Genomic DNA, 21,666 nt, shown 5'->3' with positions numbered 1-21,666 from the left:
ATGATCGAAAAATCTCACTCAAAAGTGCTTTGCCTCGCTCACTGGGTTTCTATCGCCCAGGCTTCTAGCTGCTTTGGTGTGGATTCGACGCTGCCTCCGGTGACGGGCGCCGGTATGCTCGCGGCCTGATCAACCATCCGGAATTCTGATGCTGCATCTTGCCTCACAGTCGCCACGCCGTCGCCAGTTGCTGGAACAGTTAGGTGTGGATTTCGCCGTGCTCGATGTCGATGTTCCGGAGCAGCGTGCGACAGCCGAATCGCCGCAGGAATACGTCAGTCGTGTGGCGCGAGCCAAGGCACACGCGGGTCTATCTGCTCTTGGCCATGCGGAGGAAGCATGGGTGCTCGGCGCCGATACCGAAGTGGTACTCGACGATGAAGTGTTCGGTAAACCGCGCGATGCGGACGATGCCGCCGCGATGCTGCGCCGCCTCTCGGGGCACACGCACGCGGTGATTTCAGTAGTGTGGTTAGTTGGTAAAAATCACGAGCAATCGGAAACAAGCGTCTCGCAGGTGCGTTTCGATACGTTGGATGAGGCAACCATTGCTACCTACGTTGCGACCGGCGAGCCGTTCGGCAAGGCGGGTGCGTACGCGATCCAGGGTCGCGGTGCGACGTTGATCGCTCATCTGGAGGGTAGCTATTCCGGCGTGATGGGTCTGCCGGTATTCGAAACCGCGCGTTTGCTGCGAAGCGTCAAGGTGATGCTGTAGCCGTCGGGCTCAGGCTATAGCGGCAGCGGCAAACCACACCACGACCGCCAGCAGATTGTTGATGCCATGGGCCAGCACGGCAGGCCATAGCGAGCCGGAGCGCAACCGCAGCCAGGCGAGCGCAGCGGCCAGCAGGGCTAGGTCCGGCAGCGCGTACCACTGCCATTGCATGCTGGGCAGGTGCACCAGGGCGAATAGCAGCGCGCTGATCGCGATGCTCCAGCCCGTTCGCCAACGTTGCATCAGGGCCGGCCGCATCAGAGCCGGCTGCATCAAGGCCGATAGCAGCACGCCGCGGAACAGCAGCTCTTCCACGATCGGTCCCAGGCTCGCCACGACGACCACCAGTACGATGCGCAGCGCCAACGGCGTCTGCAAGCCGAGATCCTGAATGTCCTGAGTCACCGTCCCGCCATGTGCCAGCAGTGCCGTCAGCAGTCCGCCGACGAGTGGTGCCGTCAGCCCGACGATGACCGCCAGTGCAAAGAAAATGGGATTCATTGGCAGCACAACGCCCAGGCCGGGCGGCATCGCCTGGTTCCATAGCAGGGGCCATTTCCTGCGAACCATCGGCAAAAGTATTGCCGTAACCACACCCAGCGTCAGCATCACCAGGATTGCGGGCATGCCGGATTGATCGAGCATCGTGCGGATTTCCGCGCCGACCGGCTCGATGCCACGATCCATCTGAACGTAGCCGGTGAACAGGCCCATCAGCATGGCGATCAGCCCGCTCACCACCGCCTGCAGCAGAAAATACAGCGTGATGAAACCCGCGGCAGCCCATAGGCCGGGCGGCTCGATCGAGGTGCGCCGGTCATCGAACAGCGGCGGCACACGCTTGTGTTGTGCCGGAAGGGTATTCATCGAATAACGCAATCGACCACTTTGCCCGGTGCTTCAGCCGATCATCATGGCACGCACGATGCCGATGCCAGCCATCACCAGTAGCGCCGCCCAGGCTAGCGTGCTCAGGCCAAAACCGCCGCCGCGCGTGGTCGGATCTTTCAGATAGGCCAGTGCGTACCAGACGCGACCGACCAGCCACACCAGCCCGGCGGTGCCGGCCCAGAGGCCGCCAAAACCATGCGAGGCCGCTAGCCAGAGCACCGGCAGAAACATCACCGTATTCTCGATGGTGTTCATCTGCACCCGATAGGCGCGCTCGAAGCTCGGGTGACCGCTGACCGCCGGTGCCTTGATGTCGTACTTGCCTCGTGCCTTGCCGGTGACGAAAAGGGTGCCGAACAGCAGCAGCACGGTCAGCAGGGTTACCAGCGCGGGCAGTTCGATCATGATCGGGACTCTTGGATTAAGCGTGCACTGTAACCGTAGCGCCTGCGTGGCGCTAATGGATGCAAGACGCTATCTTCGTCGGGCGGCATCGGGCGCGATGCATCAGCCATCGGGGGATATATGGATTGGCAGAAAGGCGAGAGCAGCAACAACGTCGAAGTCGATAGCGGCAACGGTGGTGGTGGCCCGCGTTTCGGCGGTGGCCGCATGGGCATCGGCGGCATCGTGGTGCTGGCGATCCTGGGCTGGATCTTTTTCAAAAATCCGCTGGCGCTGCTCGATCAGGGCGGTAACCAGACCAGTGCACCGACGCAGACCTCGCAGCCCGCGCAGGTCGATCCGCAGCAGAAGGAATTTGTCAGCCGTATTCTCGGTTCGACCGAAAAAACCTGGGGCGATATTTTTGCGGCTAGCGGCGGGACCTATGTCGATCCCAAGCTGGAGCTGTTCAGCGGTGGCGTCAACACCGCTTGCGGCGCGGCATCCACCGCGGTCGGACCGTTCTACTGCCCGGGCGATCAGAAGGTGTATCTGGATCTGACGTTTTTCCAGGAACTGCAAAATCGCTTTCATGCTTCCGGGGATTTCGCGCGTGCCTACGTGATCGCGCATGAAGTCGGTCATCACGTGCAGAAGCTGACAGGTGTGTTCGATCAGGTGGAAGCGGCACGCCGCCGTGGTGCCCCGATGGATGGCGCCGATGGACTCTCCGTGCGCCAGGAGTTGCAGGCAGATTGCTATGCGGGGGTTTGGGCCAATCGCACGCAGGCCCGATTGCAATGGTTGCAGCCAGGCGATGTGGAGTCGGCGCTCAATGCGGCCAGTCAGATCGGTGACGACACGTTGCAGGAGCAGGCGCAGGGTCGAGTGGTGCCCGATTCATTCACCCACGGCACCTCGGCGCAGCGCGTGAAATGGTTCAAGGCCGGACTCAACAGTGGTGACATGGCTCAGTGCAATACGTTCGCCGGCGAACCATGAGGCTGATTTGATGCGTTATGCGAGGCCGCCGGTTTCGCCTGTGTCGAAGTACGCGTGTCGCATGCCAGCGAGTTTCTTTTGATCAACCCGATGGACCACCCCTGTCTGCGTTGTGGCGCCTGCTGCGCGTTCTTTCGCGTGGCGTTTCATTGGTCGGAAGCCGACGTGATCACTGACGGTAGCGTGCCGGCGGAACTGACCGAAAAACTGGATCCGCATCGGCTGGCGATGCGCGGCACCAATGCCGCCAAGCCGCGCTGTGTCGCGCTGGTTGGAGTCGTTGGCGAAGCCGCGCATTGCGGCATCTACGAACAGCGACCGTCGGTGTGTCGCGAGGTGGTGCCGTCATGGGAATTCGGCACGGTCAGCGCGCAGTGCGACAAGGCGCGCCTTGCGCATGGACTGCCGCTGCTGACGCCGAACGACTGGCCGGCGCCACATGCGTCATTTCCGAACCTCGAATGATCCGTTCGATTTACTCGCGCCGTGCCATCAGTTGAAGCGATAGATATCCATGGCCAGAAAGCCCAGATCAATACCGGCATCGATCCGTTGCGCGAGTGCTTTGGGGCCGGCCGCACCAAGCGCCACGAACAGCGGCAACAAATGCTCATCGGTGGGATGCGCGCGTTCGGCGCCCGGCGCCTGGCGTCGATAGTCGAGCAGGGCATCGACATCGCCCTCAGCCAGCCGCTGCTCGATCCATTCGATAAATGGCAACACGTATGGAGCTTTCCGCTCGTCGCTGTAACCGGCGCCGAAATCGTGCAGATTGTGGGTGATGCTGCCTGAGCCGATCACCAGCACTCCCTCGTCGCGCAGTGACGACAACGCCTGACCCACCGCGTACTGATGCGTCGGGCCAAGTTCGGGCTGGATAGTGATGGGTACCACCGGAATATCAGCGTCGGGATACAGCAGCCGCAGCGGCACCCATGCGCCATGATCGAGCCCGCGATCGGGGTTGATCACGGCAGGAAGGTTCGCGCGATCCAGCAATTGAGCGACCTGCTCGGCCAGCTCGGGAGAACCTGGTGCCGGGTAACGCAGCTCATACAGCGGTGAGGGAAAGCCGCGAAAATCATGGATGGTTTCCGGCGCGATCGAAGCGCCGACCTGCGGCTTGCGAGAGAGCCAGTGCGCGCTGGCCATGACGATAGCGCGTGGCTTGGGCAGCAGCGAGGCCAATTCGGTTAGCCGCTTGCCGGTGAGGCCCGGCTGCAGCGCGGTCATCGGCGAGCCATGCGAGATGTAGAGACTGGGCAGTGAATTCATGGCGATAGGGTCTTGATGCGATGACCCAAAGATAGGGGCAATCGCAGCATTTGCAGCGTCGTGGGCAGGGGCCTCGAAGAAACGGTCCGTCGCCTGTTCGAAACAATCGCTGCCGCGACGAAGCGCTCGGCAAAAAGCCGCAGCACGAGGCTGCGGCTTTCATTTACGGCTTGCGGTGCGGTGGCTTGCTGCCGCCCGGTTTGAAGCCTCCTGGCTTGGGACCACCGGGTTTGAATCCACCGGGCTTAGGTCCACCAGTTTTTCCTGTACCCCCGGGCTTGCGTGCCGGCGGTGCGCTGCCAGAGGCGGTGTCGTTGCCATCCCACTCGTGGATGCGCAGCTGCTGCTGTACCACCCAGACCTTTTTCAGATGCTCGAACACTTCCTTCGGCATGCCGTCGGGCAGGTCGATCAGGCTGTAGTGATCACGGATGCTGAGGCGGCCGATGAACTGGCTTTCCAGCCCGGCTTCGTTGGCGATGGCACCAATGATATTGCCCGGCTTCACGCCGTGCTCGTGGCCGACTTCGACGCGATAGGTGCGCTTGCCTTCCTCGGTGGCGTGTGCACGCACCGGACGGTTGCCGAACTCGCGCGGCGGTGCGCCGTCGTGCGCAGCTGACTCACGCGGCTTGAAGTCGCGTGCCGGACGGCTGGTTGGGCTATCGCGATCCGCAGGTGGGCGGCGCTCGCTGGTGGGTCGATCGCGCGATGGACGATCCGGTCGATCATGTGAAGCCCTTTCACGCGACGAATGCTCGCGCGGCGCAGACTCGTACTTTTCGCGCTTCGGCGGTGGTGCCAGCAGCAGCGGCTGATCGCCCTGGGCGATACGCGCCAACGCCGCGGCGATTTCGATCGCCGGCACGTTGTGCTCCTGCTCGTACTGCTCGATCAGCTTCTGAAACTCGCCAAGGTCACCCTGCGCACGCATGTCACTGATGCGCTGCTTGAACTTGCTGATGCGTACGTCGTTGACCACGTCGACGGACGGCAGCTGCATCTGTTCGATCGGCTGGCGTGTGGCGCGTTCGATTGCACCCAGCATGCCCTTTTCGCGTGGGCTGACGAACAGGATCGCCTCACCGCTGCGGCCGGCACGGCCAGTGCGACCGATGCGGTGCACGTAGCTTTCGGTGTCATAGGGAATGTCGTAATTGAACACGTGGCTGATGCGCTCTACGTCGAGGCCGCGCGCGGCGACGTCGGTCGCCACGAGAATATCCAGCTTGCCATCCTTCAGCTGCTGGATCACGCGTTCACGCTGTGCCTGCGCGACGTCACCATTGATGGCGGCTGCCGCCAGCCCGCGAGCCTGCAGTTTGCCGGCCAGTTCGTCGGTGGCCTGCTTGGTGCGCGCAAAGATGATCATCGCGTCGAACGGTTCGGCTTCGAGGATACGCGTCAACGCATCGAGCTTGTGCATGCCGCTGACGAACCAGTAACGCTGGCGGATGTTGGGCGCGGTAGTCGTCGACGACTTGATCGTGACTTCGACCGGATCCTTCAGGTGCTTCTGCGCGATCTTGCGGATCACCGACGGCATGGTCGCCGAGAACAGTGCGACCTGACGTTCCGGCGGCGTGGCCTGCAGCACCTTCTCGACGTCGTCGATAAAGCCCATGCGCAGCATTTCGTCGGCTTCGTCGAGCACCAGGAAGCGCAGCTCGGACAGATCCAGCGTGCCCTTGTCCAGATGGTCGATCACGCGGCCGGGCGTGCCGACGACAACATGCACGCCACGTTTGAGCGAATGCAGCTGCGGGCCGTAGCTTTGGCCGCCGTAGATCGGCAGCACCTGAAAACCGGGGATATGTGCGGCGTAGCGTTGGAACGCTTCAGCCACCTGGATGGCCAATTCGCGCGTCGGTGCCAGTACCAGCGCCTGCGGCTTGCCAGCACGCGGATGGATGCGCGACAGGATTGGCAGCGCAAACGCGGCGGTCTTGCCGGTGCCGGTCTGTGCCTGACCGAGCACATCGCGGCCTTCCATCAACGGCGGAATGGTCGCGGCCTGGATTGGCGACGGCGACTCGTAGCCGACATCGCCAAGAACGCGGAGCACCTCGGCGGGGAGACCAAGGGCGCTGAAACCGGCAGCGGTGGCCGGGGTGGAATCGGGAGACGCGGGGGACATGGGAGCCTTCGATGTCATGCAGAGGGCATGCAAGGGTGTAAGAAGAGTTCTATTGTAACAGCCCCTTGCGTCAAGGCCCGATGCAACATGCTTAATTGCGCGGCTTTGTGCTAATCAACGCGCCAATGATCCTCGTCAGGAGAAAAAATGAATCATCGACTCAACGATCGTGTCGCCCTGGTCACTGGCGCTTCGTCCGGCATTGGCGAGGCAACCGCACTGGCGCTGGCTGAAGCCGGAGCCAAGGTCGCCATTGTGGCGCGCCGCGAAGATCGCCTGCAGGCACTCGCTGCGCGCTTGCGTGAGCTGGGCACGGAACCGCTCGTGCTGGTGGCCGATCTGCTGAACGAACATGAAGCCCAGCGCATCGTTGCCGATACCGAGGCGCATTTCGGCCGGCTCGATATCCTGATCAACAACGCCGGCGTGATGTACCTGGAGCCGGTCGCCGAGGCTGATCTCGGCCGTTGGCGGAGCATGCTGGAGCTCAACGTGCTCAGTCTGATCGCCTCTACCCAGGCTGTGCTGGCTGGCATGCGCGCGCGCCACGACGGACATATCGTCAATGTTGCCTCGGTCGCCGGGCGTGTCGCCAATCCCATGGCGGCCGCGTATGCGGCGACCAAGTTCGGCGTGGTCGGTTTCTCCGAGGCGCTGCGGCGCGAAATCTACAAGGACAACATCCGTGTCAGCGTGATCGAGCCCGGCATGGTGGAGACCGAATTGCGCGATCACATTGGTCATTCTGCCAGCCGTCAGTCGCTCGATGCGCGTGCGAAGGAAATGCGCCAGTTGCAGGCCGAGGATATCGCTGAAACGATCCTGTTCTGCGTCACTCGGCCTTCACATGTCTGCATCAACGAGGTACTGCTGCGGCCGACCGATCAGGAGCGCTGAGCGGTTGTTTGGAGAGGTCGTGCGGCGCGCATTTATCATCGCCGTTCGGTAGACAGTCAGGAGCGATGATGAGCATGATCGAAACGATTTCCGAGCAGCGTTGCCACGGTGGCGTGCAGGGGTTTTACCGTCATCAATCGGAAAGCTGTGCTGGTCCGATGCGATTCGCGGTGTATCAGCCGCCGCAAGCGGTGCAGGGACCATGTCCGGTGCTGTATTACCTCGCCGGGCTCACCTGCACCGAAGAGACAGCCACCATCAAGGCCGGTACGCAGCGGTTGGCGGCCGAACTGGGATTGATCCTGGTGATGCCCGATACCAGCCCGCGCGGTACCCACATCGAAGGTGCCACCGGCGATTGGGAATTTGGTGAGGGCGCTGGATTTTACGTGGATGCCACGCAGGCGCCATGGTCGGCGCACTTTCGCATGTACAGCTACATCGTTGACGAATTGCCCGCACTGATCGCCAAAAACTTTCCGGTGGACGCCGCGCGCAGCAGTATCTTTGGCCATTCGATGGGCGGTCATGGCGCCCTGACCATCGCGTTGAAACATCCGGATCGCTATCGCTCGGTATCGGCTTTCGCACCGATCGTGGCGCCGAGCGAGGTGCCGTGGGGGCTGAAGGCGTTGCCGCGTTACCTCGGCGATGATCGATCAAGTTGGGCGCAGTACGACGCCTGCCAGCTGGTGAGGAAGCAGACCTTTCCGGGCACGATCCTGATCGATCAGGGCGAGGCCGATCAGTTTCTGGAAGGCCAATTGAAACCTGAACTGTTCGATCAGGCCTGCGCTGAAGCGGGGCAGGAGCTGCTTTTGCGCCGGCAGCCGGGTTACGACCATAGCTACTGGTTTATCTCGACATTCATGGAAGACCATCTGCGCCATCACGCCACGGCGCTGGGCTTGCTTTGATCTTGGCTACTAAGCGTGAACGACTCAAAGGTCCGTTTTTGCTAGATCCCAACGAGCCCGACAATGCGTTCACAAAAAAGCGGCCATGAGGCCGCTTTTTTATTTGAACTTGACGCTACTTATTTATTTGAACTTGACGCTACTTATTTATTTGAACTTGACGCTACTTACGCCTTAGCGGCTGGGCGCTGGTTCGAACGGCGCTTGTGATTGCCGGCAGCGTGATCACTGCGGCCCGGCGAAGCAAAGCCGGTTGGGCGTGCCGATGTCGAGGTCTTGCCCTGACGCGGTTGACGCTGCGGTGCACGTTGCTGAGGACGCTGCACCGGACGTGGTGCACCGGCATCCAGGCGCAGCGGATGCGATGGCTCGTAACCGGCCACATTGTTGATCGCGATATCCTGGTTCAGCAGCTTGCGGATGTCGCGCAGCAGGCCGGACTCGTCGTGGCTGACCAGCGAAATCGCCAGGCCTTCCGAACCGGCACGACCCGTGCGGCCAATGCGATGCACGTAATCCTCGGCCACCATCGGCAGATCGAAGTTGATCACGATCGGCAGTTGATCGATATCGATACCGCGAGCGGCGATGTCGGTGGCAACCAATACGGTGACGCGGCCGCTCTTGAAATCGCTCAAGGCGCGGGTGCGGGCGTTCTGGCTCTTGTTGCCGTGAATCGCGGCGGTGCGCAGACCCGAGGCATTGAGGAAGGTCACCAGCTTGTCAGCGCCATGCTTGGTGCGGCTGAACACTAGCGACTGGCGACGGCTGTCGACCGACAGCAGGTGCAACAGCAGATCGCGCTTGCGCGCTGCGTCGACCGGATGCACCTGATGGCTGACCAGGGTGGTGACGGTGTTCGGTGCCGAGACCGAAATCTCGCGCGGATTGTGCATGAACTCCATCGCCAGCGCCTTGATCGCCGGAGCGAAGGTCGCAGAGAACAGCATCGTGTGCCGCTTTTTCGGCAACGCCACGAGGATGCGCTTCAGCGCAGGCAGGAAGCCCATGTCGAGCATGCGGTCGGCTTCGTCCAGGATCAGCGTTTCGACGCCGGACAGATCCAGCGTGCGCTGTTGCATGTGGTCCATTAAACGACCGGGCGTAGCGATGACTACGTCGACGCCACGGCGCAGTGCGTTGATCTGCGGCCCCATGCTGACGCCGCCGAAGATGGTGGTAGCGCTGACCTGCATGTGCTTGCCGTAGTCGCGCAGGTTCTCATGAACCTGGGCAGCCAGTTCGCGGGTCGGGGTAAGAATGAGCGCGCGCGGACGACGCGTCATCGTCTGGCCGCTGGTCGAAAGGCGCTGCAGCAGCGGCAGCACGAAGGCTGCTGTCTTGCCGGTGCCGGTTTGCGCGGCAGCGAGCAGGTCGTGACCTTCCAGCGCGGGTGGAATCGCGGCGGCCTGGATCGGGGTGGGTTTGGTGTAGCCGTAATCGGCAAGCGCACGCAACAACGCGGGCGCAAGGCCCAGCGAATCGAAAGACATTGGAAACACTCCTGAGCAACCCGGAGTGTTGATACCGTGTTGCAGACTTGGGGATAAATGCGGCGGGTCGCCGCTGAAGTCAGAACGACTTCGCCGCCAAGTATAGCGTGATAACTGCCGCCATGCTCGTTTTTGTTGCAACGAAGCAAAATGCGGGGTTGGCGATAGCTAGCGGAGCGGCCAACTATCGCGTGAGTCATGAAGGTTACTTGTGCGAAATCTTCATCTTTGGCGTTGCAAACCATGCTCTCGTCCGGCATACGATAAAGGCTATTCGTCGATTCAATCCAAGGAAAGCCTGATGTCGCTGCTTGCACCCTTGCGGGAACTCAACCACACCCAGCGACATACGGTATTCGCCAGTTTTCTTGGGTGGACGCTGGATGCGTTCGATTATTTTCTGTTGACCTTCGTGATCGTTGGCGTCGCAAAAGAGTTCGGTGTCGACAACAAGGCGGTTACCTACGGGCTGTTCCTGACGCTGGCAGCGAGGCCGATCGGCGCGTTGCTGTTTGGACGGCTGGCCGACCGATTCGGGCGTCGACCGATTCTGATGCTGGACATCATTCTGTTCTCGGTATTCGAACTGGCGACGGCGTTTTCGCCGTCCCTGACGGCGTTGCTGGTGCTGCGTTTCCTGTTTGGTGTCGCCATGGGCGGCGAGTGGGGTATCGGTGCCTCGCTGGCGATGGAATCGATTCCGGCGAAATCACGCGGACTGATTTCCGGCCTGCTGCAAAGTGGCTATCCGTGCGGCTTCTTTTTGGCTGCTCTGGCGAACTGGCTATTGGTCGATCACATCGGCTGGCGCGGGCTGTTCATCGTCGGCGCGGTGCCGGCGCTGCTGGTGTTGTATATCCGGCGCAGCGTGCCGGAATCGCCGGTGTGGGAAAGCAGCAAGGGCACCCGGCAAAAGCAGACGCTGCGCGAATCCATGCGTGGGCACTGGAAGCTGGGCATCTACCTGATGCTGTTGATGGCAGCCTTCAACATGTTCAGCCACGGCTCGCAGGACATGTATCACACGTTCGAAGAGGTCAATCTGCACCTCGATACCAGCTCAGGCACTGCCTTCATGCTGGTCGCGCTGCTCAATCTGGGCGCGTTGGTCGGCGGACTGTTCTTTGGCGTGCTGTCCGAACGCATCGGCCGGCGCAAGGCGATGATCATCGCTGCGCTGCTGGCGATTCCGGTGATCCCGCTGTGGACGTACGGTGGCTCGCTGCTTCTGCTGGGTCTGGGTGCGTTCCTGATCCAGGTCATGGTGCAGGGCGCATGGGGCGTAGTGCCCACGCATCTCAATGAGCTCTCGCCAGGCCCGATGCGTGCGACGCTGCCGGGCTTTGCCTATCAGATGGGTAACCTGCTGGCGGCAGGTACGGCCACGGCGCAGACCTGGATCGCCAACTGGCGCGGCGGTGACTTTGCGTTTGCGATGTCGCTCTGGATTGGCGTGGTGGCGTTGATTCTGGCGTTGCTGGTGTGGTTGGGGCCGGAGGCGCGGGGGCTGGATTTCGAGAAAGAAGCCACCTGATAGAATTCCGACCTTTAACCATTCGAGAGACATGCAATGAAGGCTGGCAAGGACAAGGTCATCGCACTCCACTACACGCTGACGGTCGACGGTGAGAAGGTCGAAAGTTCGCATGATCGTGAGCAGCAGTTGTGGGTACTGCTGGGCCATGGCCAGCTGATTCCAGGTCTGGAGAGCGCGCTTGAAGGTCATGAAGCCGGTGACACGCTGGAAGTGGATGTGTCCGCGGTCGACGGCTATGGCGAACGTCAGGAAGATCAGATCCAGCGCATGTCGAAAAAGTATTTCCCCCAGGCCAATCGTCTCAAGGCCGGCATGATCACGATTCTGCAGCTGAAGGAAGGAGGCCAGCGCGCCGTAACCGTGCACAAGGTCGGCATGAGCACGATCGACGTCGATCTCAACCATCCGATGGCCGGCAAGGATCTGCACTTTGACGTCAGTGTCAGCGACGTGCGTGATGCCACCGAGGAAGAGTTGCAGCATGGCCACGCGCATGCGCCGGGCGCTGACGCGCACTGATCGCAGCTTCGCGTTCCCAAGATAAAAAACGGCGCCATTGAGCGCCGTTTTTCATGAGTGCAGTAAAGCTATCGTGTCAATCCAGCAATCGCTTGCCGTAGACGAAATGATCGCGCCAGTAAGGCCCGTCAATATCATCCAGTCTTACCGTGCCGCCGCTGTTGGGCGCATGCACAAAGCGCCCCTTGCCGACATAGACGCCGACATGACTGACGCCACCGCTGCCGCCAAAGAACACCAGGTCGCCGCTGGCCAGGTCGGTCATCTGCCGAACTTCTTCGCCATTCATTACCGCCATCTCGCGTGAACTATGCGGCAGCAAAATGTCCGCGGCGTTGCGATAGATGTAGTCGACCAGGCCGCTACAGTCGAAACCACCTGCAGGGGTGTTGCCGCCCCAGCGATATGGCGTGCCGACCAGCGCTATGGCACGAAACAACACATCGTTGGCCGTTCCCGTATTGGCGGCCGAAGGCGCACGTGCAGGTAAATCCGCCAGCGACGAATGCGAGTCCTTGTAGGTCGGTTCGCGCCGATGTGGCGCGCTGGAACAGGCTGCAAGCAGCAGGATGACGATCGCCAAAAGCCATCGGCAGCCTTTCCGCCATGCCGGCGGCACATGCGCAAAGCGGACGGCAGGATCCTGGCGCATAAAACAACCTCGGCGAGAGACGCGCCGAGGTTATCAAATCAATAGCTTATAAGGAAGTTCTCAGAGACTGGACGAGGCTTGGGTTGGAGCCGACGTCGGCGACGATCCGTCCGGATTGGGCAATGTCGCCGTATACATACAGACTTGATTGCGGCCTGGTCGATTCACGCCGCCACCTGCCTAGTTGGTGCAGGGGCGATCACTTCGGTCCATGCATAGGCGTTGTGCAAAACCTGGTCGAATGTTCCGCTGAGATAGAAGTCCGATGAGTCGCCCTGTTTGCGATAAGCCATGTACACGACGTTCTCGTGCTCGTTCGCGTCATAGACGGTCACCATGACATCTCTCAGTGGTTCGGGGTATTCGCCCGTGATGGGCAACCACGGGCCACGCATGTTTGGCAGCCTTTGATGGCGCCCATCTTCTTGAACCATGCACCACTGGATCTCATCGCCCAGAATGCCACCGAGCAGTTTGGTTGCACGCAGCACGTCAGCCCGGTGTTCCGGTCTGAACTGCAGCAGGTCTCTCCATGCTCCCCGCGTGTTGATTTGTAGCCGCAACTTACGATCCGTTTTCATCAACTCCACCTCCGCTATTTCGCTGAACTTCAAAAATCCGTTTGTCATCCGTTCGCACTGGTCGTACTCGATCTCTTGATATTGCCGGCGTTATCTACGTGGAACGCGCCCTGTACCGGTGGCACGATTTCCGGTTTGACTTCGACAAGTCCGGTCGGCAAGTCACTCGTCGAAGGCGATGTGCTCGGCGATTAACATCGGACCTGGGTCCCGACAACGGCGAATGCGGTTTCAGGATCTCGAGCAGATTGTGGGTATGGCGTCCTTTAGTCCCGCGGGTCATTGCGGTAGTCCCAACATGGCAATGCAGTAATACGCTTCGGCTAGTTCACGCCATTGCGCTTCCGCATCCAGGTCACCGCAAAGCATGGCTTCGTGTGCATTGAGTTCCGCGATGGCACCACACTCGATGGCATCGAACGAACCTGGATAATCGGGCGAAGATGGATAAGGAGTAGCGGACATATTCAAGCCGCCGCTCGTCGTTGCGTATTGCCAGTGCCGGCTGGAGTGCTAGGCTCCTCTTCAGCCAGTTTCAGGCCTAGCTCGACAGCGATCTTGTGTGCGTTGCCGTAATAGGCCTTGTCGGTGCCGCTCATGACGCGATAGACCGCTTTGCGGTCGTAGCCATGCTCGGCAGCCCATTTCGTAAGCGTTTCACCGCGCTGGCGAAGCTGTTGGCGTACCTGATCCGGAGTAAGTGCAGTTTCACGCCTCATCGCGCCTTGAATGCCCCTTGTTATTCATGAGTGATGTCTAGGAGATAGATATAAACCTCTTTTGAGGTCATGTCAACCTCAAAAGTGTTTCTTTCTTCGTTCTCAAACCCCGCCCGGGAAATTTAGCTGTATGACTTTTTATATCAATAGATTGCCCAAAGTGAGAGTGCGGAAACGTCTTTGCATAGGTATCCACCCTTTCGAAGTGAAGGCGTGAAATGGGGTTGAAAGAAGAGCAGGGCGCACGACTGGCACTCATTCGAGGTTCCGAGAGCCAGGCTTCTTTTGCGCCGAAAATTCGCATCCACAAAAACACCTTGGGTAACTGGGAGAGAGGCGAACGCGAAATAGGTGCCGAAGCTTTGAAGCATCTGGCTGATCTTGGCTGGAGTCCGCTGTGGGTTCTCACCGGCCTTGGAGAGGAAAAGCTGGATCCAGCTCTCAACCCTTCATCTGCAACGGATATCGCAAGGGTTATCGCCCGCGACGACAGGGACGCTGATGGGCGTCGGACCAAGGCCTTCGGATTACCGCCGAACTTGCGTGACGAGCCCTCTCAACCGGCGTCACAAGACGCTTCGCAACCTGTCAGGCACGACGTTCTGATGATGGCGGTGCGGCTGGCCACGGAAGCGCTCGGTGAAAAAGTTCTGCCTCCGGCAAAGCATGCCGAGCTGGTAACCATGCTTTATGAGCTGCTGGACGAAGGCCTGCCGGAAGCCAAGGTATTGCGTTTTGCACGGACAGCCGCCGCATGACGCCAGCTCATCCAGAGTAGGGACGCATGAGGCGGCCCGGTGGCCGGTTTCATTTTGCAAATCCAGACTTCATCGTGTCTGCAGCCTTGAATCACCCGGTATGGCTCTCTATTGGATTGCGGACGCGGCAGGTGCGACTTGCGTGATCAAAGTGCGGGCCGCTGGCAAAACCAGTGTTGCAGGTACCGTCATCCACGCGGATGGCATGGGGGGTAAGTACGGGAGCTCCAATGCGCAAGTCAATCTGCTGGGCAACCTGAAATACAGCAGGACAAGCGGGCCATTACACTCGCGCCATGAGTAATTCGCGCAGTGATGTATTGATTCTTGGCGGCGGTGTCATCGGGCTGGCGTGTGCGCTATCTCTGCTCAAGGCCGGCGCCAGCGTGCGGGTGCTTGAGCAGGGCACAGTGGGTTGCGGCAGCTCGCACGGCAACTGCGGCACGATCACGCCCAGCCACGCGCCGCCGTTGGCGATGCCGGGGATGATCGGCATGGCACTGCGTTCGATCTTGAAATCCGACGCGCCGCTGTATCTCAATCCGCGCTTCGACGGGCCGCGCCTTCGCTGGCTGCTGGGTTTTGCACGACGCTGCAATTGGCGCGACTTCAACCATGCGGCAGCGGCGCGTCTAGCCATTCTGCAGCGCTCGCGGCAACTCCTGGGTGAGTTGGTGCGTGATGAAAAACTCGATTGCGAATTCGCCGAGGATGGCGTGCTTTACGCTTACCGCACGGCGAAAAAACAGGCTGCTGACGAGCAACATCATGCGGCCGTACTCGACGGTCTCGGGATCGAGGTGCAGCGTCTGCACGGCGAGGACGTCGAGGCGATGGAACCGGCGTTGACGCCAGGCGTCGTCGGCGGCCTGTTCCACCCAGGCGATGCGCGACTGCGGCCGGATCGCTACGTGGCTGAGCTGGCGCAACGCGTTATTGCACTCGGCGGTGTGATCGAGACGGGTGCACGTATCGATGATTTCACGACCAACGAAGACCGCATCACGCAGGTAGTCACCAGTCGAGGCATATTCCAGGGCGATACCGTGCTGCTGGCGCTAGGCGCCTGGTCGCCGCTACTGGCAAAAAAGCTGGATCTGCGTCTGCCGATGCAACCAGGCAAAGGGTACTCACTCACCTATACCAGGCCTGCTCTGGCGCCACGTCATACGCTGGTGTTGCGCGAGGCGTCGGTATGCGTCACCACGTGGCAGAGCGGTTACCGGCTGGGCAGCACGATGGAATTTTCCGGTTATGCCGAAGGCATCAACCGCACGCGACTGAATGCGCTACGCCGTGGTGCTGCCGAGGGGCTGCGCGAGCCGGAAGGCCCCGAACTGCTTGAGGAGTGGTGGGGCTGGCGGCCGATGAGCGTGGACGAATTGCCGATCATCGGACGAAGCGCACGCTGGTCCAACCTGCTGCTGGCAACGGGGCACGGCATGCTGGGCGTCAGCATGTCGACAGCCACTGGCGAGTTGGCGACCAGCATGCTCGGTGGGCCGCCTTCGCCCATCGATGCACTGCCTTACGCTCCGGCAAGGTTCGGACTTTAATCATTGTTTGGTGCAGCGTTGAGGGCGTATCGCTGCTGCGTCGTCCGTATCTGAACTGGTTGCACAGAGTGACGACGACTTCGTGCGTTTTCGGTTAGCTTTGCCGAACCAGATGAAGAGCGCGCCAATGACTGCAAGCTATGACCTGATCGTACTCGGCGCTGGCTCCGGCGGATTGTCGGTAGCGTTTCGCGCAGCCCGCCATGGCGCACGTGTCGCCTTGCTTGATCCTGCGTTGGCGCTTGGCGGTACCTGCGTCAATCGTGGCTGCGTGCCGAAGAAGGTGCTGTGGTTTTCCGCGCAGTTGGCGCAGGCTCAGCAGCTGGCCGTCGAGTTTGGTTTTGACCTGCAAACCGGGCGGCTGGATTGGGAGCATTTTCGTGGCTTGCGCGATCGTTATATCGCGGGCATCAATCAGCGATACGCCAAGCGGTTGCAGGAAAAAAACATCGAAGTCGTGCATCAGGCCGGACATTTCATTGCTGCCGATACGGTTGCGTTGACCGACGGTAGCCAACTGCAGGCGGCTCACATCGTGATCGCCAACGGCGCTCGTCCGCGTCGGCTCGATCTGCCGGGGTTCGAACTGGGCATGGTGTCCGATGACATGTTTTCGCTGCAGACCTTGCCGCGTCGTATCGCGATCGTCGGCGGTGGTTATATCGCAGTGGAATTCGCTGGCTTGCTGCGGGCACATGGCGCTGACGTCGATGTTCTGGCCGTCGAACGACTGCTGAAGAATTTTGACGTCGAAATGGTGAAGGCGCTGAGGGAGAAAATGGAAGCGCAGGGCATTCGCATCGACGATCAGAGTGCGGTCAAAGGCGCATGTCGTACGGCGGATGGCATCATGCTGGACGACGCCAAGGTCGGTTTGCGCGGTCCCTACGATGCCGTGCTGTGGGCCGTGGGGCGTGTGCCCAACAGTGAAAAGTTGGGGCTTGATGCAGTCGGCGTGAATACCGACAAGCTTGGCCACGTGCTGGTCGACGCGCAACAAAACACCAGCCTGTCGGGCGTCTACGCTGTGGGCGACATTACCCAGAACAAGGCACTGACACCGGTAGCGGTGGCTACCGGAAGGCGACTTGCTGACCGGCTGTTTGGCGGTCAAACGGATGGCCTTATCGATAACGACATCATTCCCAGCGTGGTTTTTTCCGAGCCGCCACTTGGCACGGTCGGGTTGACCGAAGAGCAGGCTCGCAAGCAATACGGCGATGAGGTCACGATCCACCGCAGTCACTTCACGCCGATGCAGTTCATGTTGGTGGGGCGTAACGAACAGAATCTGATGAAGCTGGTTTGTGTGGGAGAGGATGAGCGCGTGGTCGGCATCCATCTGCTGGGCCCGGGCACCGACGAAATACTGCAGGGCTTCTCGGTGGCAATGAAGCTTGATTTGCGCAAGCGCGACCTTGAGGCGGCGGTGGCGATTCACCCCACGGTTGCCGAAGAACTCTTGTCGATGAGCTGATGGTGGCAGGGCAGTGGATGCGGGATCGCTACTACAATCAAGCCCATGAATACCTTCACGCTTAAACGCGGCAGCTCGCCGCTATTGATCAGTCTGCCGCACGACGGCAGCTTCATTCCCGACGATATCGCCGCGCGCATGCTGCCGGCGGCCAGGCGCTCGCCGGATACTGACTGGCATGTCGGTCGTCTTTACGAACCGTTGGCGCAGAAGCTCGGTGCCAGCGTCCTGAAGCCTGTTTCGTCGCGCTATGTGATCGATCTCAATCGACCGGCCGACGGTCATGCGCTATATCCCGGGCAACGCGAAACCGGTCTGGTATCGACGATAGGTTTCGATGGCGAGCGGCTCTATCTGGATGGCAAGGCTCCCGATGCGTCTGAAGTACAACAACGCATAAACGAGTTCTGGCGTCCTTATCATCAAGCGCTTTCGCATGAAATTGCGAGATTGCTTGAAGAGCACGGCCGTGCCGTGTTGTGGGAGGGCCACTCCATTCGCAGCCATGTGCCAATGCTTTTCGATGGTCAGCTGCCCGATTTCAACCTGGGAACGGCAGCGGGTGAAAGTTGTGGCAGGCCGCTGCAAGCGGGGCTGGAAGCTTGCCTCCAATCGCAGTCACGCTTCAGTTTTGCCGTCAACGGCCGCTTCAAAGGTGGCTATATCACCCGACAGTACGGCAAGCCGGCTAGCGGAGTGCAGGCGGTGCAACTGGAGCTGGCGCAGGTCAACTATATGGACGAGGAAAGCTTCGCTTACGACGAGCAAAAAGCCTCGGCAGTGCAGGATTTGATCGGGCAATTGCTGCAAACCGCACTGGCATGATCGCAAGTTATTACGTTATGAATTGACGCTTTGGAAAGTCAAGACTGGGCCTTCCTTTCGACGTGAATTTCCCGTGTTTTGTTCAGCTTCGGTATCCCCCCTTTGCTGTTAAGGTCATCTCGTCGCGCCACCCGAGACGCCGGGTTCCGGCCGGGTTCGCGATACCTAATTTTGAGGCTCAACATCATGATGCGTAAACTTGCGATCGCTTCCTTGCTTGTAGCTGGCGTGGCTCTTTCCGGCTCTGTGTTCGCCCAGGCTGCCGCTAGCTCCGCTCCGGCGGCCGCGTCCAGCACCAAGGCTGCTCATGCCACCAAGCATAAGAGCAGCACCACCAAGACCCACAAGAAGGCAGCAACCAAAAAGGCTGCTCCGGCCTCGGCTTCGACGGCTGGTTAATACCCAGCGAGTCAGTTGCACGAGTCGAAACCCCGTCGGCAAAACCGACGGGTTTTTTTATGTCCTGGGCACTGGCTCAGGATTGAATTGGGTTTGCCAGGCTTCCAATCGACATGGCTGGAGTCGAGGGATCGCCTCTGTCGCTTCGGTCAGGCCGGCGACTTTCCTGCCAAGACAGCGAGTCGATTCAGCGCCTTTGCATAGGTTGGCCATAGCGCATCGCGCGCATCGACATGCATGTCCAGATCGTTCATGTGACCGTTGTCGAGGCTGTAGCACCAGGCGTGCACCGCGAGCTTCTGGCCGCGTTCCCATGCGTCCATCACCATCGTGGTATGGCAGACATTAACTACCTGTTCGATCGCATTGAGTTCGCACAGCCGCATATTGCGCAGTGTCATCGTATCCAGCGCGGAGAGCATGATGTCGTGCTTCTGCGCGACGTCGCCAACATGGCGCAGCCAGTTGTCGACCAGTCCGAGACGGCGCTGGTCCAGCACGGCCTGGATACCACCGCAGCCGTAGTGGCCCACCACGATGATGTGCTCGACCTTGAGCACGTCGACGGCGAACTGGATCGTGCTAAGGCAGTTGAGATCGGTGTGCGACACCACGTTGGCGACATTGCGCTGCACGAAGATCTCGCCGGGTGGCAGGTCCACAATCTGAGTGGCCGGCACGCGCGAGTCGGAGCAACCGATCCATAGATATTTTGGCGACTGCTGCTGCGCGAGGTTTTTGAAGAAGTGCGGGTCGGCGTCGTTCATTGCGGCGGACCAGCGTCGGTTGCCGTCAATCAGATCTTGCAATGGGTTGGTCAAGGTGCTGGTCTCCGTTACGGCTTTCAGGTCGAAATTATCCCGTTAGCATAGCGCGAGAGCGGTGCTGGCAGCCTGGGCAAACGTGGTCGGAGCATCGGCAGTCCGGGCGAATTTCCGCACCCTCGGGCATCGTCGGTCAACTCAGCGCACGGGTGCGGCCACCATCGACGGCGATGCTGACACCGTTGACGTACGCGGCGGCAGGCGTGCAGAGAAAAGCGATGACCGCAGCGACTTCATGGGCTTCGCCGAAACGGCGCGCGGGGACAGTGGCCAGCAGGCTTTCGGCGATGTCGTGTTCGCTGCGCCCGCTGGATTTGGACTGTGCCGCCAGCAGGCTGTCAAGCCGATTCGTGCGCGTGTAGCCGGGCAGCACGTTGTTGACGGTGATGCCTTCGGCGGCCAGTTCACCCGCCAGCGTCTTGGCCCACGCAGCAACGGCGGCGCGCACCGTGTTGGATACACCCAGGCCGGCGATGGGTTCCTTGACTGAGGTGGAAATTACGTTGACCAGTCGACCGTAACCGCCGGCACGCATGCCCGGCAGTACGGCTTGCAGCAGCACTTGCCCAGCAAGCAACTGCTGGCGAAAAGCGCTTTCGAATTCGACCAGCTCGGCGGCATGTGCCAAACCGCCGGGCGGACCGCCGGTGTTGTTGATAAGGATATGCACTGGGTTAACCGCCACAATTTCAGCGGCCGTTGTCTGCAGCGCTGCAGTTTCCCGCATATCGATGCTGCGCCATCGGTGCTGCTGCTTTTCGTGCGTGTACGGAAGGCTATCGGCCAGTGTCTGCAAGGCATCACCCGAGCGCGCCAGCAGCGTTACATCTGCACCCAGTTCGGCGAGTTCAATCGCACTCGCGCGGCCGATGCCTTGAGACGCGCCGCAAACCAGCGCATGTCGTCCCGTCAGATCCAGTTGCATGTTGAACCTCCGTCAGAATTCAGCGCAGCAGAAGGCGCATCGCCAACGCAGCTAACCAGCACAGCCAGCCAAACCATGGGCTGTAACGCCACAAGCGCAGCCATTGGTTGATGCTGGAATCATCGAGTGCAGGCATCGCAGGCGAGCGCATCGCGTGTTGCATGCGAACCCAGGTACGAAACCCCGAGGCCTTGCCTGACTCCGGTTCCGCGATGATCTTCCAGTGCTGCGGATAACGCTCGCGCATCAGGCGAGCCAGTCGAAACTGCGCGACATACGATAGGGCAAACGCGATGACACCTGCGACGAGCAAGGTCAGATAGAGAATGATCATTGGCTGCTCTTGCTGCTGTTGTTTTTATCAGCATCGCTGCCATTGATCCATGGAATCGGCAGATCGGCACGCAAGGTGTTGAGCACGCCGGTGCCTGGCGGTGCCTTCTTGCAAATGGCGTTGTCCACTGCCTTGGCATAGGTCTTGTCCATCATGCCGACCCACAGCGTGCCGTCCGGACCGTGCGGTACGCTGAAGCTGCCGCTGGGGTTCATGTTCAGTGACGGATTGGAGTCGCTGGTGGTAACCGATGCCGGCGACTGCTCCCAATAGGTCTTGCCTGACTGCTGCGCGGCGGAGCTGTAAACAAGTAGATAGCGCGCTTTGTCGCTGGTGATCGAAACCGCGCCAAATGCGCCAGTGGTTTCGTTGCTCCAGCCCACGTGCTCGCACAGGCCGACATCGTTTGTACCGATGGGCTGAAAACCTCCGTCAAGCAGCACGATGGTCGGGGCGAACAGGTAGCTCGAACGCAGCCAGCGGCCGTTCAATTCCGACTTTACCGCGACGCGATAAGGCAGCTTCACGCCCGTAGGAAGGCCAAACGCAATGAAGTAGCTGTGTACGCCATTCAGGTTCGCCACCATGGCGTCGCTACCCAGTACAAACTTCTGCGGTTGCCACGGCAGGATGGTCTGATAAGAAAAATCCGCAAAGCTGCTGCAGCACGGCGAAGCGTCCTGCAGCTTCTTTTGAGCCAGCTTCAATGCTGCGCCGTTGTCTTCGGCGGGTGGCCGAAGATTCGGCGGAATCAGCGCCGGCGGAATCAGGTTGGCTGTGTGGCAACCGCTGAGCAGGGCAATGCATGTCAGCGCGATAGACAGTGCGGGCAATCGGTACGTCATT

At 60.4% G+C, this 21,666-nt stretch carries 25 protein-coding genes; 12 read left to right on the top strand and 13 right to left on the bottom strand.

The window, feature by feature from the left end; genetic code table 11:
- Positions 1-148: 148 nt before the first annotated feature.
- Complete coding sequence (locus tag HDE80_RS04480; protein ID WP_221437421.1) at positions 149-718, top strand: Maf family protein; 570 nt, start codon at positions 149-151, stop codon at positions 716-718.
- Positions 719-727: 9 nt separating this feature from the next.
- On the opposite strand, the gene HDE80_RS04475 is transcribed toward HDE80_RS04480, so the two are convergent.
- Both HDE80_RS04475 and HDE80_RS04470 read right to left on the bottom strand, forming a co-directional pair.
- Positions 728-1,585, bottom strand: coding sequence for a CPBP family intramembrane glutamic endopeptidase (locus tag HDE80_RS04475; protein ID WP_184668278.1), 858 nt, complete (start codon positions 1,583-1,585; stop codon positions 728-730).
- Positions 1,586-1,618: 33 nt separating this feature from the next.
- Positions 1,619-2,014, bottom strand: a complete 396-nt coding sequence (locus HDE80_RS04470; RefSeq protein WP_184668276.1) for an MAPEG family protein — start codon at positions 2,012-2,014, stop codon at positions 1,619-1,621.
- Positions 2,015-2,134: 120 nt separating this feature from the next.
- On the opposite strand from HDE80_RS04470, the gene HDE80_RS04465 reads away from it, so the two are divergent.
- Positions 2,135-2,995 carry a neutral zinc metallopeptidase gene (locus HDE80_RS04465; RefSeq protein ID WP_184668274.1) on the top strand — a complete coding sequence of 287 codons (861 nt, stop codon included), beginning with the start codon at positions 2,135-2,137 and terminating at the stop codon, positions 2,993-2,995.
- Between the two features lie 90 nt (positions 2,996-3,085).
- Complete coding sequence (locus HDE80_RS04460) at positions 3,086-3,460, top strand: YkgJ family cysteine cluster protein (RefSeq protein ID WP_184668878.1); 375 nt, start codon at positions 3,086-3,088, stop codon at positions 3,458-3,460.
- A 27-nt stretch (positions 3,461-3,487) separates the two neighbouring features.
- On the opposite strand, the gene HDE80_RS04455 is transcribed toward HDE80_RS04460, so the two are convergent.
- Both HDE80_RS04455 and HDE80_RS04450 read right to left on the bottom strand, forming a co-directional pair.
- Positions 3,488-4,270, bottom strand: coding sequence for a class III extradiol ring-cleavage dioxygenase (locus HDE80_RS04455; RefSeq protein ID WP_184668271.1), 783 nt, complete (start codon positions 4,268-4,270; stop codon positions 3,488-3,490).
- 163 nt (positions 4,271-4,433) lie between these two features.
- On the bottom strand, positions 4,434-6,407 hold the full coding sequence (locus HDE80_RS04450; RefSeq protein ID WP_184668269.1) for a DEAD/DEAH box helicase: 1,974 nt from the start codon (positions 6,405-6,407) through the stop codon (positions 4,434-4,436).
- Between the two features lie 147 nt (positions 6,408-6,554).
- Here HDE80_RS04450 and HDE80_RS04445 point away from each other — a divergent pair, with 147 nt between their 5' ends.
- Positions 6,555-7,304 carry an SDR family NAD(P)-dependent oxidoreductase gene (locus HDE80_RS04445; RefSeq protein ID WP_184605051.1) on the top strand — a complete coding sequence of 250 codons (750 nt, stop codon included), beginning with the start codon at positions 6,555-6,557 and terminating at the stop codon, positions 7,302-7,304.
- Between the two features lie 68 nt (positions 7,305-7,372).
- A complete protein-coding gene (gene fghA / locus HDE80_RS04440; RefSeq protein WP_221437420.1) occupies positions 7,373-8,221 on the top strand; it encodes an S-formylglutathione hydrolase in 849 nt (282 codons plus the stop codon).
- A 167-nt stretch (positions 8,222-8,388) separates the two neighbouring features.
- Here the strand turns inward: fghA and HDE80_RS04435 are convergent, their stop codons facing one another.
- The gene (locus HDE80_RS04435; RefSeq protein WP_184668267.1) at positions 8,389-9,714 is read right to left on the bottom strand and encodes a DEAD/DEAH box helicase; all 1,326 of its coding nucleotides are present in this window, start codon (positions 9,712-9,714) and stop codon (positions 8,389-8,391) included.
- 301 nt (positions 9,715-10,015) lie between these two features.
- Between HDE80_RS04435 and HDE80_RS04430 the strand changes: the two genes are divergently transcribed.
- On the top strand, positions 10,016-11,248 hold the full coding sequence (locus HDE80_RS04430) for an MFS transporter (protein ID WP_184605054.1): 1,233 nt from the start codon (positions 10,016-10,018) through the stop codon (positions 11,246-11,248).
- Between the two features lie 36 nt (positions 11,249-11,284).
- Positions 11,285-11,770: a peptidylprolyl isomerase gene (locus HDE80_RS04425; RefSeq protein WP_184605056.1), complete on the top strand. Its 486-nt coding sequence runs from the start codon at positions 11,285-11,287 to the stop codon at positions 11,768-11,770.
- Between the two features lie 76 nt (positions 11,771-11,846).
- Here the strand turns inward: HDE80_RS04425 and HDE80_RS04420 are convergent, their stop codons facing one another.
- From HDE80_RS04420 to HDE80_RS04405, 4 genes are all read right to left on the bottom strand, one after another.
- Entirely contained in the window at positions 11,847-12,422 is a 576-nt protein-coding gene (locus HDE80_RS04420) for a C40 family peptidase (protein ID WP_184668265.1), read from the bottom strand.
- 164 nt (positions 12,423-12,586) lie between these two features.
- A complete protein-coding gene (locus tag HDE80_RS04415) occupies positions 12,587-13,051 on the bottom strand; it encodes a hypothetical protein (RefSeq protein WP_184668263.1) in 465 nt (154 codons plus the stop codon).
- Between the two features lie 231 nt (positions 13,052-13,282).
- The gene (locus HDE80_RS04410) at positions 13,283-13,474 is read right to left on the bottom strand and encodes a hypothetical protein (RefSeq protein WP_184668261.1); all 192 of its coding nucleotides are present in this window, start codon (positions 13,472-13,474) and stop codon (positions 13,283-13,285) included.
- The gene (locus tag HDE80_RS04405; protein WP_184668259.1) at positions 13,471-13,722 is read right to left on the bottom strand and encodes a DNA-binding protein; all 252 of its coding nucleotides are present in this window, start codon (positions 13,720-13,722) and stop codon (positions 13,471-13,473) included. Before HDE80_RS04405 ends, HDE80_RS04410 begins: the two co-directional genes overlap by 4 nt.
- 218 nt (positions 13,723-13,940) lie before the next feature.
- On the opposite strand from HDE80_RS04405, the gene HDE80_RS04400 reads away from it, so the two are divergent.
- The 5 genes from HDE80_RS04400 (at position 13,941) to HDE80_RS04380 (ending at position 18,737) form a co-directional block, all read left to right on the top strand.
- Positions 13,941-14,480 (top strand): helix-turn-helix transcriptional regulator, encoded by a 540-nt coding sequence (locus HDE80_RS04400; protein WP_184668257.1) that lies wholly within the window; start codon positions 13,941-13,943, stop codon positions 14,478-14,480.
- A 296-nt stretch (positions 14,481-14,776) separates the two neighbouring features.
- On the top strand, positions 14,777-16,036 hold the full coding sequence (locus tag HDE80_RS04395; RefSeq protein ID WP_184668255.1) for an FAD-dependent oxidoreductase: 1,260 nt from the start codon (positions 14,777-14,779) through the stop codon (positions 16,034-16,036).
- A 127-nt stretch (positions 16,037-16,163) separates the two neighbouring features.
- The gene (gorA, locus tag HDE80_RS04390) at positions 16,164-17,513 is read left to right on the top strand and encodes a glutathione-disulfide reductase (RefSeq protein WP_184668253.1); all 1,350 of its coding nucleotides are present in this window, start codon (positions 16,164-16,166) and stop codon (positions 17,511-17,513) included.
- A 45-nt stretch (positions 17,514-17,558) separates the two neighbouring features.
- Positions 17,559-18,338 carry an N-formylglutamate deformylase gene (gene hutG, locus HDE80_RS04385; protein WP_184668251.1) on the top strand — a complete coding sequence of 260 codons (780 nt, stop codon included), beginning with the start codon at positions 17,559-17,561 and terminating at the stop codon, positions 18,336-18,338.
- A 186-nt stretch (positions 18,339-18,524) separates the two neighbouring features.
- Complete coding sequence (locus HDE80_RS04380; RefSeq protein WP_221437419.1) at positions 18,525-18,737, top strand: hypothetical protein; 213 nt, start codon at positions 18,525-18,527, stop codon at positions 18,735-18,737.
- Between the two features lie 149 nt (positions 18,738-18,886).
- On the opposite strand, the gene can is transcribed toward HDE80_RS04380, so the two are convergent.
- The 4 genes from can to HDE80_RS04360 form a co-directional block, all read right to left on the bottom strand.
- Entirely contained in the window at positions 18,887-19,558 is a 672-nt protein-coding gene (gene can, locus HDE80_RS04375; protein WP_184668249.1) for a carbonate dehydratase, read from the bottom strand.
- A 136-nt stretch (positions 19,559-19,694) separates the two neighbouring features.
- Positions 19,695-20,486, bottom strand: coding sequence for an SDR family oxidoreductase (locus HDE80_RS04370; RefSeq protein WP_184668246.1), 792 nt, complete (start codon positions 20,484-20,486; stop codon positions 19,695-19,697).
- A 19-nt stretch (positions 20,487-20,505) separates the two neighbouring features.
- Positions 20,506-20,820, bottom strand: coding sequence for a hypothetical protein (locus tag HDE80_RS04365; protein WP_184668244.1), 315 nt, complete (start codon positions 20,818-20,820; stop codon positions 20,506-20,508).
- A complete protein-coding gene (locus HDE80_RS04360; protein WP_184603722.1) occupies positions 20,817-21,665 on the bottom strand; it encodes a MalM family protein in 849 nt (282 codons plus the stop codon). The genes HDE80_RS04365 and HDE80_RS04360 overlap by 4 nt, the downstream gene beginning before the upstream one ends.
- Position 21,666 lies beyond the last annotated feature (1 nt).

The sequence above is a fragment of the Rhodanobacter sp. A1T4 genome (assembly GCF_014207185.1).
In the GTDB taxonomy this organism is placed as follows: Bacteria; Pseudomonadota; Gammaproteobacteria; order Xanthomonadales; family Rhodanobacteraceae; genus Rhodanobacter.
This window is presented reverse-complemented; position numbering and strand designations above follow the sequence as displayed.